Source organism: Mycolicibacterium sp. TUM20985 (assembly GCF_030295745.1).
In the GTDB taxonomy this organism is placed as follows: Bacteria; Actinomycetota; Actinomycetes; order Mycobacteriales; family Mycobacteriaceae; genus Mycobacterium.
Window position 1 is genome coordinate 375101 of sequence record NZ_AP027291.1, and the last position, 13076, is coordinate 388176.

The following is a 13076-nucleotide window of genomic DNA, read 5'->3' on the forward strand; positions in this document are numbered from 1 at the left end:
GTCAGAGGTACTGCCCGGTGCCCGGACCAGACGGGCCGCGCTGTCCCGGCATGGCACCCGTGCCGGGAGGCAACGCGCCCTGCCGCATCTGCTCGAGCTGGGCGCGGGCCGCCATCTGCTGGGCGAACAGCGCCGTCTGGATGCCGTGGAAGAGCCCTTCGAGCCAGCCGACGAGCTGTGCCTGCGCGATGCGCAGTTCGGCGTCCGACGGCAGGCTCTCGTCCGTGAAGGGGAGGGTCAGCCGTTCGAGTTCCTCGCGCAACTCGGGCGCCAGGCCTTCCTCGAGTTCGCGAACGCTGCGGCCGTGGATCTCGCGCAGTCGCCCACGGCTGGCATCGTCGAGCGGCGCTGCGCGGACCTCCTCGAGCAGCTGCTTGATCATGGTGCCGATCCGCATGACCTTCGCCGGCTGTTCGACCAGCTCGGTCAGGGACTTGCCGTCGGCGTCGTCTCCCATGGCGGATACGTCACCGATGATCTCGACGTCGTCGGCGTTGTTGTCGGCGCTACTGGTCATCTGTTCTGACTACTTTCCCTGCCACTCGTAGATGTGGTCCCCGCCGTTGTCGTAGATCTCCTTCCACGACGCCGACTCGTCTAGCGAGACTAGTCCGTCGGGCATGACGAACCCTCGCACCACCGGCGTGCTGGTGATGACGTACCGGATGTTCAACGCTCGGACGGTCTCGGCAACGCGGGGATCGGTGTCGGCGTCATCGGCGTGGGCCCAGAACATGAAGCGGTGGTACCCGGGGCCCTGCTGCTGCGGGTAGTCGTAGTGCGTCCACAGCGGATGCAGTCCGGACACGGCGTACATCCAGGCGGTGCCGTCGATGTTGGCGTTGCCGATCAGGGTGTCGCGGGCGCCCGGCAGCGTGGCCAGGTAGGCGAACGCCTGGAGGTCCTTGTCGTCGATCATGACCTGGTCGTACTTCTCGCCCAGCAGCCGCTCGTGCCGCGGGAGGTAGTGCCAGGCCATGCCGATCGACACCGCGACGACGACGACGGCGGTCGCGGCGTGCACGGCCCGGGGGCCGAGGCGCGGCAGCACTCGTTGCACACTCGTCAGCGCAGCCGAGGTCATGGTGAACAGTGCGATGCCCGCCATGGGTGCGAGCAGCATGGCGACCACGGCCGACAGCCGTCGCGGATCGCTGTAGAACAGGTCGGTGAACTGGGCGGTTACCGCCCCGACGGCCCCGCCGAACGGCGCCGACGAGTAGACGATCGCGTACACCAGCAGCAGCCAGACGGCGACGGGCCACCACATGCGCCGGATCACCAGGATCACGAAGCCGATGGCGGCGAGTGCGATGAGGGCGTTCTGGATCGGATAGTCGTTGAGGTGCCGGGTGTGCTGGACGACCGCGTCGAAGAGCGCCTTCCTCTTCCCCTCGTGGGTGGCGAACTCGTGGCCTTCGATGATCTCCGCCTGCGCGAGCACGCCGACGAACTGCGGCAGCAACAGCAGCAACGCCGGCCCGGCGACCGCCACTAGACCAAGGAAGTCGGAGAGCCGTCCGCGGATCGGATGCCACAGCCCGTCGCAGAGCCACCACGCCACGACGAAGATCGCCGTCACCACCCCGCCGGTGATGTGCACCGAGAACACCCCGAGCAGGGCGAGCACCGCCAGCGGAATCCGGTCGCGGTGCTTCAGCGACGAGACGATGAGCAGCATCGTGGGCACGGCCAAGCCGTAGGCGGCGAGGTTCGGCATCGACGCGGTGTCGAATTCGACGTAGGGGACGGCGGTGAACGACGCGGCCAACGCGGCCGCCGCGGCCGCCGACCCCGCCGCCTGCCACTGGCCCACGTCGCGTCGGCGGAGCAGATGCCAGGCGAGCGCCGCCGCGCTGACCGGGAACAGCCAGACGGCGACCGCGAGGGAGTTCAGGGTGTAGGCGGTGGTGGCCGCAGCGCCGGTGAGCTGACTCTGCAGCGCGGCAAGGGCGTGAAAGGCGGTCGGATAGTAGAGCGCGTCGTGGGTCTCCACGTTGCGCAATTCGCCCATGTGCGTCGGGGAGGCCTGGCCGGTGTCGAGGATGAACCTGATGGTGTTGGCGTGCCACACCGAGTCCCAGGTGCTCGGAATCGATTGCCAATGCGGGATGCCACGAATAGCTGCGAAGGCGATCAACGCCGCACCGAGGATGACGCCCGCCGCCACGACTAGGGCCGGTCCGGTCGTCATCGACTCGCCCTCGGCGGACTGGTCGCGTGCGCGACTCAGCGCCGCCTGCAAACCCGCAACGACGACCACCACGACGACCAGAGCGAGCACCGCGGTGCCGAGATTCCAGGGGATGCCGACGGCGCCAAAGGGGAGAATCGCCAGCGCTACGGTGCCGTAGGTAAGCGGCGGGCCCAGTGCGATGGCAAGGGGCCAGGTTAGCTGCGCGGCCCGTGCGATGGTTGCTCCGGGGACCACTAGCAACGCCACCGCCACTAGCACTCCAGCCGCCAAGCTCACTGCACTAGTATGACCACGCAGGTGACTTGGTCCGTACCTACGTGTGCGCCGAGGACACCATCGACATCTGTACGTTCCGCGGCACTCGCAGGGTTCGAAGGTGGGCAGCATGGCTTATGACGTCGCCCGGGTGCGGGGTCTGCACCCGTCATTGGGCGACGGGTGGGTGCATTTCGACGCGCACAACGGCATGTTGCTGCCCGACTCGGTGGCGACGACGGTGTCCACCGCCTTCCGCGGATCGATGACCACGGGGCAGGGGCCTCATCCCGCCGCCACCCGGAGCGCCGCGGTGCTGCACGCCGCCCGGCAAGCCGTCGCCGATCTAGTCGGCGGCGACCCGCGTGGCGTCGTCCTCGGCGCCGACCGCGCGATCCTGCTCACCTCGCTCGCAGACGCCTCGTCCTCACGCGTCGGGCTTGGCCGTGAACTGGTCGTCACCCGCCTCGACGACGAGGCCAACATCGCGCCGTGGCTGCGCGCGGCGAATCGCTATGGCGCGAAGGTCAAGTGGGCCGAGGTCGACATCGAAACCGGCGAGCTGCCCGCCTGGCAGTGGGAGTCGCTGATCGACAAGCCGACCAAGCTGGTCGCCCTCACGTCCGCGTCGTCGGCCGTCGGCGCCGTCACCGATCTGCGTCCGGTCACCAAGCTGGTGCACGAGAACGGCGGCACGGTCGTGGTCGACCACTCGGCCGCCGCGCCGTACCGCCTGGTCGACATCCACGAGATCGAGGCCGACGTCCTCGCAGTCAACGCGGTGGCGTGGGGTGGACCCCCCATCGGTGCGCTGGTGTTCCGTGATCCGTCGACGATCGAGTCGTTCGGGTCGGTGGCGCTCGACCCTCTGGCCGTCGGGGTGCAACGGCTGGAGATGGGCACCCACCAGTTCGGCATGCTGGCCGGGGTGGTGGCCAGTGTCGAGTACCTGGCGAACCTCGACGAGTCGGCGTCGGGCACCCGCCGCGAGAGGCTCTCGGTCTCCATGCAATCGGCGGCCGCCTACATGGACCGGCTCTTCGAGTACCTGCTGACGGCACTGCGGTCGCTGCCGCTGGTGATGGTCATCGGGCGGCCCGAGGTGCAGATCCCGGTGCTCAGCTTCGCCGTCGACGGCGTGCCCGCCGAGCGGGTTGTCCAGCGGCTGGCCGACAATGGCGTACTGGCCGCCCTGAACACCACGTCCAGGGTGCTCGACGTCATCGGGGTCAATGACATCGGTGGCGCGGTCACCGTGGGCCTCGCCCACTACACGACCATGGCCGAAGTCGACCAGCTGGTGCGTGCGCTCGCCTCGCTCGGCTGACTCGCGCCCTCAATCGCGAACGTGCAGAAGCACTTTCCCGTGGGCGTCCCCGGACTCGAGTAGCCGGTGGGCCCTGGCGGCGTCTTCGATGGGCAGCTCGGCGCCGATGATGGGCCGCACCCGGCCGTCGGCGACCATCGGCCACACGTTGGCGACCACCGATTCGACGACGGCGGCCTTGCCAGACGGGCCGTCGACGGGTCGCGACCGTAGCGCCGTCGAGATGACCGAGGCCCGTTTGGCCATCAGCTTGCCGAAGTTCAGTTCACCCTTGAGGCCGCCCTGGAATCCGATCACGACGAGTCGGCCGTCGGGCGCCAGTGCGTCGATGTTGCGGTCGAGGTAGGACGCGCCCATCAGATCGAGGATGACGTCGGCGCCCAGACCGTCGGTCGCGTTCCGGATTCGCTCGACGAAGTCCTCTTCGCGGTAGTTGATGGTGACGTCGGCGCCGAGTTCGCGGCAGACCTTCAGCTTCTCCGGTGAGCCGGCGGTGACGGCCACCCGGCATCCGAGTGCGTGCGCCACCTGAATGCCGTGGGTGCCAATGCCGCTGGCGCCGCCGTGGAAGAGCACCGTCTGTCCCTTGCTCAGATGCGCCGTCATGCCGAGGTTCGACCAGACCGTGCACGCAACCTCCGGCAGACCGGCCGCCTGGTGAATGCCGACGCCGTCCGGGATCGGCATCACCTGACCCGCGGGGACCGCGACGCGTTCGGCATAGCCGCCACCGGATAGCAGCGCGCACACCGGTTGCCCGATGGACCACGACGTGACCCCGGGACCCAGCGCCGACACGCGACCGGACACCTCGAGGCCGATGATCTGGCTGGCCCCCGGCGGCGGCGGGTAGTGGCCGGCGGCCTGCAACAGGTCGGCGCGGTTCACGCCCGCGGCGACGACGTCGATGACGACCTGCCCGGTCTCCGCCTCGACGTCGGGAACTTCTTGCCAGGCCAGGTCAGTGCCGGATTCGGCGACGATCGCGCGCATGTTCATAACGCTACTACCGCGTCTGCACGCACTTCCTCGGTCGACTCTCACGTCGGGGCGGACGCCCGCGAGGGTGGGTCGGGTCGGAACCGCTTAGGCTGTCCCACGGTGGCGTGGCAGAGCGGCCTAATGCACTCGCCTTGAAAGCGAGAGACGGCTAACACCGTCCGGGGGTTCAAATCCCTCCGCCACCGCAGCCGCTCCGTTACCGTCGTGGACGCGTCATCTGACGCACATGACAATTGGGACGGGGCGTTCGCGTGAAGACATCCTTGGCTGCCGTTTGCGGTGCGACGTCGACCGTGCTCTTGACGATCGGGCTGTTCACGGCAAGTGTCGCGGCGGCTCAGCCGGGGGACTACGCGGGCCTGCCGGTCGACCCGAACGTGGTCACCGACTCGACGGCCTACGTCGCGGCCCCACCCACCTTGAACCCGGACGGTCAGCCAGGCGTCGAGACGATTTTCACGCACCGCGACAGCAGTCGCACCATCACCGACACCATCCTGGTGCTGTCGGATCCGGCCGCCGCGTCGGCGGCTCTGGCCGGAGCTACGCCCGTCGTCGTCACCACCATTCCGGGTGGCGGCAACGAACCCGCCCCGGTAGGTAGCAACGGCACGATGATCACGGGGGCGTCCGCGGACGGCACGCGCTCGGTCACGGTGGTGCGGTTCACCGAGGGCGGCACGGCGGCCATCATCGAATTCAGCGGTGCGGCAGGGGATCCCGTGCCGCCGGACCTAGCGGTGGAGTACGCGCGGCAGCAGGCGACCGCGATCAGGGATGCCGACGCGGTCTGATCAGCAGGGGTAGCAGGCGAACCCGCGCCAGCCGTCGTGCCAGATGAATCCCGGCCCGCAACCCTCAGCGCCGGTGCCGCCGACGCAGTTCATCATGTGGATCGGCGACGACGGCGCGGCGGGCGACCCCGAGGTGGTGGGGACCGGCGGGGGCGGCGAGACCTGGGCTGCCGACGCGAGGGGAGCCGTCGTGAAGGTGCCCATCGTCAGTGCCGTGACCGCGACCGCCATGCCGAATTTCCGCATCTGAATTCTCCTCGAGTGATTGAAGATCCGAGGGGTCGAACGGTACGCGGACCGAACCCGCGGCGGGACGTAATTTACCGAGACGTCACTCGCCCTTGAAGTCCGGAGCCCGTTTCGCGAACATCGCGGTAATGCCTTCGTTGAGGTCGTGAGATGGCAGGAACGCCGAGTTCCACGCCGCGACGTATCGCAAGCTGGCCGACACCTGCGCGATGCGTTGCTCGTCGAGCACGTCCTTGATGCCCTGAACCACCAGTGGCGGGTTCGCGGCGATCTCGGAGGCGGTCTCGTGGGCGGCGGCGAGTGAGGCATCGGCGTCGGTGAAGACGTCGTTGACCAAACCGATCTTCTCGGCGCGCACTGCATCGATGTCCTTGCCCGTCAACGCAAGTTCGCGAAGGTGGCCGTCGGAGAGGATCAGCGGCAGCCGGGCCAGACTGCCCACGTCGGCGACCATCGCGAGCTTGACCTCGCGCACCGAGAACTTTGCGTCGGCGCTGGCGTAGCGGACGTCGACGGCCGAGATGAGGTCCACACCACCGCCGATGCACCAGCCGTGGACCGAGGCGATCACCGGCGTGCGGCAGTCCGCCACCGCCGTGATGGAACCCTGCATCGCCTTGAGTGCGGTGTGGAACTCGGTGCGCTGCTTGGCCATCGCACCTTCGGTGAGGATCGGCGCCAGCGTGCCGCCCATCGACACGAGGTCGAGTCCGTAGCTGAAGTTCCGGCCCGACCCGGTCAGCACGATGGCGCGGACTTCGGGATCGGCGTCGAGTGAAGCGAACGCCTTGGGGAGTTCGGCCCAGAAGGCCGGACCCATCGCGTTGCCCTTGCCGGGACCGGTCAGCGTGACCCGCGCGACGTGAGCATCGACGTCGACGGTGAGGGATTCGTATGCATCGCCCATGCCAGGAAGGCTACGGCCACCACGGGATGACCAGCGGGAGGGGCCTAGGGAGGGGTCCCACCGAGCAGGATCTCGCTGACCGTGCTGTCGGGTAGGAACGTGCACACCGCGTCTGCCAGCGTCTTCGCGATCTCGGCGTCGCCGGTGCCCAATACCGAGTTCTCGGAGCTGAGGATCTCCTCGATGACCGCCGTCTTCCCCGCATCATCGAGATCGACGTACTCCGAGCAGGTAACTCCCAGCGCGCCTCCCGGCGGTGGGGCTTCCGACGACGTCCGCGGTGTCGAGGTCCGCGGGGACGACGTGGTGGGACGTGACGACGTCGACGTCCTGGTGGACGGACCCGCCTCGGTGGTCATCGCCACCGTGCCCGGCGTGGTGCGGTCGCAGCCCGCGATGGCACCCGCGACGACGAACGTCGCCGCAGCGACCAGAACGCGCAACCTCATCTGCGAACCATAGGGGCTCAGACCCGTTCCAGGTAGAAGTAGAGGTGCCGCGGCGAGCCGGAGCTGTCGTCCACCGCACCCTTGCCGTTCATGATGCCCATGACGGCGTCGTCGTCGACCTTCTTGAAGTGATCGTGCACCGGTGCCCCGTCGTAGACCATCGATGCGGTCACCTCGCCGCGGAACTCCTCGAGCCACAGGCTGGCCTCGCCGTTCATGGCCTCGGTGTTGGAGAACGTGTTCCCGTCGGCGTCCAGGCACACCAGCGGTTTGGCGTCGGACGCGGAGTGGAACGTCTTCCCGAACCAGTTGAGCCGCTGCATGAAACCGTTCGCGCGGTGGCCCGTGGCGAACTCCCCGCCCCTCCACTCGCCGATCATGAAGTCGATGGTGGCGGGTTGCAGGGTGTCCCAGAACGCGTCCAGCTCGGCGTCGGGTATCTCACCGGTGCGTTCGATCAACGCGGCGAACGTCTTTCGCGCGGTCATGTCCGTCCGATCCAGCGGGTCGCGAAGTCGATGAAGGCGTCGTTCTCGTGGGGGGTGGACACGGTGACGCGGACACCGTCGTGGCCGTAGGGGCGCACCAGCAGCCGGTTGTCGGCGGCGGCGTTGACGAACTCGTGGGTGCGTTCGGCCAGCGGCAGCCAGACGAAGTTCGCCTGCGACGGCGGCACGGTGAAACCGGCGTCGCGCAAAGCCGCCGTCACCCTGACGCGTTCGGCGACCACGGCGTCGGTCCGCGCCAGCAGCTCGTCGGAGGCGTCGATGGAGGCGATGGCCGCGGCCTGGGAGATGCTCGTCGCGGTGAACGGCACGTAGACCTTGCTGAGGGCTGTGATGACGTCGGGGTCGCCGACGGCATACCCGATGCGGAGACCGGCGAGCCCGTAGGCCTTCGAGAACGTCCGCAGCACAACGACATTGCGGTGCGCCCGGACCAGCCCGAAGCTGTCGGGCAGCATCCCGTCGCGGATGTACTCCACGTACGCCTCGTCGATCACGATGAGGATGTCGCCGGGCACCGCCGCAACGAAGCGTGCCAGCGCGTCGGGATCGACCACGGTCGACGTCGGGTTGTTCGGGTTGCAGATGAAGATCAGCCGCGTGCGGTCGGTGATCGCGGCCAGCATCGCGTCGAGGTCGAACGTGTAGTCCCGCAGCGCCACCTGCAACGGTGTGGCGCCTGCGGTGCGGACCTGAAGGGGGTAGATCTCGAAGCTGCGCCAGCCGAACATGACCTCGTCGCCGACGGACGCCGTGATCTGGATCAGCTGCTGACAGAGGCTGACCGACCCGCTGCCCACCGAGATGTGCTCGGGCGCAAACGCGCCGTCGTCGAGGTGCTTGGCCAGGCGTTCCTTGAGTTCGACGTATCCGTTGTCGGGGTAGCGGTTGATGGATTCGGTGGCCGCCACGATCGCGGCCCGCACGCTGGGCAGCGGACCGTCGACGGTTTCATTGCTGGCGATCTTGATGGCCCCGGGCACTGTCTTCCCCGGCGTGTAGGCGGGCAGATCGGCCAGCTCGGGGCGCAGGCGGGCGGTCACCCGGACAGTCTAGGGGTGGGCGGGACGCTGCTTTGCCTTCAGCTCGCCTGCGTGTGTACGCTTCTCCCTCGGCGGTTCCGGGGATCACTTTCGTGTCCGGTACCCTCGGATCGGTCAGGAGGCGTGCCAGAGCGGCCGAATGGGACTCACTGCTAATGAGTTGTCCGTCTTAAAGCGGACCGGAGGTTCAAATCCTCTCGCCTCCGCCACGACTGGTGCACTCCAGCCGTACAACTGAATGACAGGCGCCCGTAGCTCAACGGATAGAGCATCTGACTACGGATCAGAAGGTTAGGGGTTCGAATCCCTTCGGGCGCACTCAACGACTGGACACGTCTTCGCAGCTTGGGAGGCGAACCATGCGGGTGCTCGGCACCATCGGCGTGATCTTGGCAATTGCGGCCCTCAGCGCGGCGCCGCCCGACACGCCGGGTCCGCAGATCATCCTCGCCGACCACACCATCGCGCCGGATCCGCCCGCGGATCCGGGCAACGGATCACTTCCCAATGGCGACGCGCTCACGCCCTTCGATGTCCAGGATCCGGCCGTCGGCCGCCTCGATCCGGCCTTGCTGAGCGCCATTCAGAACGCCTCGACGGCGGCCACCGCGGACGGCATCACCATGACGATCACCTCGGGCTGGCGGTCGCCGGAGTTTCAGCAGCGGTTGCTCGACGACGCGGTGCACACCTATGGCAGCTTCACCGCGGCGCGGGAGTACGTCCAGACCCCGGAGGCGTCCAAACACGTCGTCGGTGCGGCGGTCGACGTCGGCGGTGTGAGCGCCGATCAATGGCTCATCGCGAACGGCACCCGTTTCGGGCTCTGTCGGATCTACGCCAACGAACTGTGGCACTTCGAACTGGCGACCGGCGCTGACGGCAATTGTCCGCCGCTGCTCCCCAACGCGGGTTAGAACTGTTGCGGCGCAGGGGGAAAGCGCGCACGGGGTCGATTCGACGAAGCCTTCGAAACCGCAATGCGAGGATGGGCGGATGATGACATCCTCCGTGATCGAGCGCTGGCACCACTTCATCGACGGCGGTCACGACCCCGCCGCCCTCGACGGCCTCCTCGCCGAGGACTGCGTGTTCTACTCGCCTGCGGTCTTCACGCCCCAGGCGGGTCGCGCCAAGTCGGCGGCATACCTGCTAGCCGCGGCGAAGATGTTCGGCGGCACCGACTTCCACTACGTCGAGGAGTGGAACGGCGAACGTTCGGCGGTCCTCGAGTTCGCTGCGACGATAGACGGAATCTACGTCAACGGCATCGACATGATCGCGTGGAACGACGACGACCGGATCGTGTCGTTCAAGGTGATGATGCGACCCTTCAAGGGGTTGCAGGCGATCATGCCAAGGATGGCCGAGTTGCTTCAGACGGCGTGACCGGACTCGTGGCGTGCGGCTGGATTCCGACGCCGAGCCGAATCGCTTGGGCGGGAACCGGTGGGCTGAAGTAGTGGCCCTGGGCGAAGCCGCAACCGAAGGACTTCAGCAGTTCGGCGGTGGCCTCGTTCTCGATTCCCTCCGCCACGCTGGTCAGCCCGAAGTCGCGCGCGAGCTCGAGCACGGAACGGACGATGGCGGCGGCCCGCTCGTCGTGCAGGATCGGTGCGATGAACTGCCGGTCGAGCTTGAGCTCGTCGACGGGTAGTTCGTGCAGGTAGGTCATCGCGGCGTAGCCGCTGCCGAAGTCGTCGATGGCCACGCGGACCCCGGACTCCCGCAGCCGGTCCAGCACGGTCCGCGCCCGGACCACGCTGGACATCAATAGATCCTCGGTGATCTCGACGGTGAGAGACGACGGCGACATTCCACGCGCGGCGAGCGTGGCCGACACGCGGGCGGGCAGCTCTTCGTCGTTCAGCGACGGCGCGGACAGGTTGATCGCGACGGGTAGGTCGATACCCGCTGCCTGCCACCCGGTGGCATCCTCGACGGCGCGGTCGAGGACCAGATCGGTGACCACCTCCATCAACCCGTTCTCGCGAACCAGCGGCAGGAAGTCGGCGGGCTCGAGCAGGCCGAACTCCGGATGGGGCCAGCGGATCAGCGCCTCGACGCCGACCGCCGCCCCCGTCGTCAGGCTGAAGATCGGTTGGTACACCAGATCGAGCTCGCGTTCGTCGATCGCCCGACGCAGGTCCCCGAGGAACTGGATGCGCGCGAGGCCACCACGCCGTCCGATCTTGGTCGGCTGGCTGGGCAGGTTCAGTTCGGTCACGTTCAGCCGCATGTCGGGGGTGAAGGCACGTGCGCCGACATGCGCACGTTTGGCCGAGTACATGGCCAGGTCGGCCCGTTTGAACAATTCCTCGGCGGATACGTCAAGGTGGCCGGCGGCCGTGGCCAGCCCGATGCTCAGCCGCATGTAGACCAAGCGGTCCTCGATCACGAAGGGCTCGTCGAAGGCCCGCACGACGCGTTCGGCGATCTCGTCCACGATCACCGGAGTGTCCTCGACGAGGATTCCGAACTCGTCGCCGCCGACCCGGGCGACGGTGTCGCCACGGCGGACGCTGTCCTGGATGCGGTCGGCGACGCTGCGCAGCACGTCGTCGCCAACGGGATGACCCAGGCCGTCGTTCACCAGCTTGAAATCGTCGAGGTCGGCGAGCAGCACCCCGACCGGTGTCCCGTTGCGCTCGCGGAGCGCCATCGCATGCGCCAGCCGGTCGGTGAACAGGGCTCGGTTGGCCAAACCGGTCAGTGGGTCGCGCAGGGCCATCTCTGCCACGGTGCCGACCAGCCGGCGGTTCTCCGCCAAGAGAAGGAACTGCCGGGTCAGGGCGGCGAATATGACGACGAGCCCCGCCACCAGCACGGGCGGGCTGGGACCGGCGTATAGCTCACGGGCGCCGATGACGACGGCGAAGGGCACGGGTAGGTAGGGCAGCCAGAGCGATACCCAGGTCGGGGCCCGAAGGTCCGGAGGGGGGTGCACCGGCGGGGCGCCGGGCGTGGCCAGACCGCACAGCGCGATGAGGTACAGGCCGCCCACCCAGCCCAAGTGGATCACTGACCAGGTGCCGTCACCGGTGGCACTGAGGTAGAGGAATGCGGCGTCGCTGACGGAGATCGTCAGCATGCCAGCCGTCGCGAGGAGCGAGGAGACGCGGACGCCGCCGCGCGAGCGCGCCAGGAACATCACCGCGATGGTGATCATCGCGACGTCGGCGAAGACGTGGGTGATCGTGAGCACCGACGGGTGCCGGGCGTCGTCCGTGACGTCGTAGAGATCGCGAAGCACCACACCCCAGGACACGACGAATAGCGAGGTCGCCGTGATGACGCCGTCCAGAAGCAGGCGCACGCCGTACCGGACGCCACCGCGAGGTACCAGCACCGCCGCCGCGCACACGCTGAGCGGGAGCAGTAGGAAGGTCGCCCCGAAGATCGTCACGGCGTGCGCCGAGGTGCGCCCCGCCTGATGGAAGTACAGGTTGGCCGCGGCACCGGTGAACCAACCGGCCGACCCCACCGCCAGGCAGGACGAGGCGACCCGGTTCTGGCCAGTCGTGCGGAACACCGCGGACAGGGCGCACCCGGTCGCGAAGGCGCCGCTGAGAACCAGCCCGACGAGACCAACGCGGTACCCCGTCTCGGGGCCACCCCACCCCGCCAGTTGCCATGCGGCGAACACGACGAGCAGGGCGGTGGCCACCGCGATCACCAAGGTGCGCAACGAGGTCGCCATGGGCCCTCCCGGTGATCCGCCCCAACGGACGCGGACAGCTTACGTCGCACGCCCCGCTCGAGTCTCAGCAACGAGATGCCTACATTTCGACACGAGCGGCTAGCGTTTCGGGGGTGGAGTTGTTGTTGATCACCGACACCCACCTGCCGAAGCGGGCCCGCGATTTGCCCGCGTCGGTGTGGGAGCAGGTAGCGCGGGTCGACGTGGTGTTCCACGCCGGCGACTGGGTGGTACCGGCCCTTCTGGACGATTTGCAGGCCAGGGCCAAGCGGCTGGTGGGCTGCTGGGGTAACAACGACGGCGAGGAACTGCGGCGACGGCTACCCGAACGGGCCGACGTCGAGCTCGAGGGCGTGCGGTTCACCGTGGTGCACGAGACGGGCGCCTCCGGGGGCCGGGATCAGCGGATGGCCAAGCTGTATCCCGACGTCGACGTCCTGGTGTTCGGCCACAGCCACATTCCGTGGGACACCACCGCGCCGACGGGCCTTCGGCTGTTGAATCCCGGGTCGCCGACCGACCGGCGCAGGCAACCGTTCTGCACCTACATGACGGCGACGGTGGCCGGCTCGGCGCTCTCCGGCGTCGAACTGCATCGTGTCTGACGACCGACCGGCGACGGAGGCCGACGTCCACCGCATCGCCGC

Annotated in this window: 14 protein-coding genes and 3 tRNA genes; 8 read left to right on the plus strand and 9 right to left on the minus strand. The window is 68.1% G+C overall.

Features of this window, described 5'->3' with window-relative positions; genetic code table 11:
• Window position 1 precedes the first annotated feature (1 nt).
• Window positions 2-517 (minus strand): bacterial proteasome activator family protein, encoded by a 516-nt coding sequence (locus tag QUE68_RS01740; protein ID WP_284224228.1) that lies wholly within the window; start codon window positions 515-517, stop codon window positions 2-4.
• 9 nt (window positions 518-526) lie between these two features.
• A complete protein-coding gene (locus QUE68_RS01745) occupies window positions 527-2473 on the minus strand; it encodes a DUF6541 family protein (protein ID WP_286275059.1) in 1947 nt (648 codons plus the stop codon).
• 109 nt (window positions 2474-2582) lie between these two features.
• Between QUE68_RS01745 and QUE68_RS01750 the strand changes: the two genes are divergently transcribed.
• Window positions 2583-3779 (plus strand): cysteine desulfurase-like protein, encoded by a 1197-nt coding sequence (locus QUE68_RS01750; protein ID WP_284224230.1) that lies wholly within the window; start codon window positions 2583-2585, stop codon window positions 3777-3779.
• A 9-nt stretch (window positions 3780-3788) separates the two neighbouring features.
• On the opposite strand, the gene QUE68_RS01755 is transcribed toward QUE68_RS01750, so the two are convergent.
• Window positions 3789-4772, minus strand: a complete 984-nt coding sequence (locus QUE68_RS01755) for an NAD(P)H-quinone oxidoreductase (protein WP_286275060.1) — start codon at window positions 4770-4772, stop codon at window positions 3789-3791.
• 107 nt (window positions 4773-4879) lie between these two features.
• Between QUE68_RS01755 and QUE68_RS01760 the strand changes: the two genes are divergently transcribed.
• Together QUE68_RS01760 and QUE68_RS01765 are read left to right on the plus strand one after the other, a co-directional pair.
• Window positions 4880-4966, plus strand: a tRNA-Ser gene (locus QUE68_RS01760).
• Between the two features lie 66 nt (window positions 4967-5032).
• Window positions 5033-5575, plus strand: coding sequence for a hypothetical protein (locus QUE68_RS01765; protein ID WP_286275061.1), 543 nt, complete (start codon window positions 5033-5035; stop codon window positions 5573-5575).
• Here the strand turns inward: QUE68_RS01765 and QUE68_RS01770 are convergent, their stop codons facing one another.
• The 5 genes from QUE68_RS01770 to QUE68_RS01790 form a co-directional block, all read right to left on the minus strand.
• Window positions 5576-5821: a hypothetical protein gene (locus QUE68_RS01770; RefSeq protein ID WP_284232307.1), complete on the minus strand. Its 246-nt coding sequence runs from the start codon at window positions 5819-5821 to the stop codon at window positions 5576-5578. It abuts the gene before it with no gap.
• Window positions 5822-5906: 85 nt separating this feature from the next.
• Entirely contained in the window at window positions 5907-6731 is an 825-nt protein-coding gene (locus QUE68_RS01775) for a crotonase/enoyl-CoA hydratase family protein (protein WP_284224234.1), read from the minus strand.
• A 44-nt stretch (window positions 6732-6775) separates the two neighbouring features.
• Window positions 6776-7180 carry a hypothetical protein gene (locus QUE68_RS01780; protein WP_284224235.1) on the minus strand — a complete coding sequence of 135 codons (405 nt, stop codon included), beginning with the start codon at window positions 7178-7180 and terminating at the stop codon, window positions 6776-6778.
• 17 nt (window positions 7181-7197) lie between these two features.
• Complete coding sequence (locus tag QUE68_RS01785; protein ID WP_284224236.1) at window positions 7198-7668, minus strand: DUF4334 domain-containing protein; 471 nt, start codon at window positions 7666-7668, stop codon at window positions 7198-7200.
• Window positions 7665-8729 (minus strand): pyridoxal phosphate-dependent aminotransferase, encoded by a 1065-nt coding sequence (locus QUE68_RS01790; RefSeq protein WP_284224237.1) that lies wholly within the window; start codon window positions 8727-8729, stop codon window positions 7665-7667. Before QUE68_RS01790 ends, QUE68_RS01785 begins: the two co-directional genes overlap by 4 nt.
• Before the next feature lie 117 nt (window positions 8730-8846).
• Between QUE68_RS01790 and QUE68_RS01795 the strand changes: the two genes are divergently transcribed.
• The 4 genes from QUE68_RS01795 to QUE68_RS01810 all read left to right on the plus strand — a co-directional run bounded on the left by QUE68_RS01795 (window position 8847) and on the right by QUE68_RS01810 (window position 10118).
• Window positions 8847-8938 (plus strand) — tRNA-Ser (locus QUE68_RS01795).
• A gap of 36 nt (window positions 8939-8974) precedes the next feature.
• A tRNA-Arg gene (locus QUE68_RS01800) sits at window positions 8975-9047 on the plus strand.
• Between the two features lie 41 nt (window positions 9048-9088).
• Window positions 9089-9646: a M15 family metallopeptidase gene (locus tag QUE68_RS01805; RefSeq protein ID WP_284224238.1), complete on the plus strand. Its 558-nt coding sequence runs from the start codon at window positions 9089-9091 to the stop codon at window positions 9644-9646.
• Window positions 9647-9725: 79 nt separating this feature from the next.
• Window positions 9726-10118, plus strand: a complete 393-nt coding sequence (locus tag QUE68_RS01810) for a nuclear transport factor 2 family protein (RefSeq protein ID WP_284224239.1) — start codon at window positions 9726-9728, stop codon at window positions 10116-10118.
• Here the strand turns inward: QUE68_RS01810 and QUE68_RS01815 are convergent.
• Window positions 10081-12429, minus strand: coding sequence for a putative bifunctional diguanylate cyclase/phosphodiesterase (locus QUE68_RS01815; protein ID WP_284224240.1), 2349 nt, complete (start codon window positions 12427-12429; stop codon window positions 10081-10083). The genes QUE68_RS01810 and QUE68_RS01815 overlap by 38 nt on opposite strands.
• Window positions 12430-12542: 113 nt before the next feature.
• On the opposite strand from QUE68_RS01815, the gene QUE68_RS01820 reads away from it, so the two are divergent.
• Window positions 12543-13034, plus strand: a complete 492-nt coding sequence (locus tag QUE68_RS01820; protein WP_286275062.1) for a metallophosphoesterase family protein — start codon at window positions 12543-12545, stop codon at window positions 13032-13034.
• Window positions 13035-13076 lie beyond the last annotated feature (42 nt).

What these genes read in the sequence shown, in the direction of transcription:
- QUE68_RS01740 (WP_284224228.1), bottom strand. Translation starts at nt 517, where the DNA reads ATGACCAGTAGCGCCGACAACAACGCCGACGACGTCGAGATCATCGGT.
- QUE68_RS01750 (WP_284224230.1), top strand. Translation starts at nt 2,583, where the DNA reads ATGGCTTATGACGTCGCCCGGGTGCGGGGTCTGCACCCGTCATTGGGC.
- QUE68_RS01755 (WP_286275060.1), bottom strand. Translation starts at nt 4,772, where the DNA reads ATGCGCGCGATCGTCGCCGAATCCGGCACTGACCTGGCCTGGCAAGAA.
- QUE68_RS01770 (WP_284232307.1), bottom strand. Translation starts at nt 5,821, where the DNA reads ATGCGGAAATTCGGCATGGCGGTCGCGGTCACGGCACTGACGATGGGC.
- QUE68_RS01775 (WP_284224234.1), bottom strand. Translation starts at nt 6,731, where the DNA reads ATGGGCGATGCATACGAATCCCTCACCGTCGACGTCGATGCTCACGTC.
- QUE68_RS01780 (WP_284224235.1), bottom strand. Translation starts at nt 7,180, where the DNA reads ATGAGGTTGCGCGTTCTGGTCGCTGCGGCGACGTTCGTCGTCGCGGGT.
- QUE68_RS01785 (WP_284224236.1), bottom strand. Translation starts at nt 7,668, where the DNA reads ATGACCGCGCGAAAGACGTTCGCCGCGTTGATCGAACGCACCGGTGAG.
- QUE68_RS01805 (WP_284224238.1), top strand. Translation starts at nt 9,089, where the DNA reads ATGCGGGTGCTCGGCACCATCGGCGTGATCTTGGCAATTGCGGCCCTC.
- QUE68_RS01810 (WP_284224239.1), top strand. Translation starts at nt 9,726, where the DNA reads ATGATGACATCCTCCGTGATCGAGCGCTGGCACCACTTCATCGACGGC.
- QUE68_RS01815 (WP_284224240.1), bottom strand. Translation starts at nt 12,429, where the DNA reads ATGGCGACCTCGTTGCGCACCTTGGTGATCGCGGTGGCCACCGCCCTG.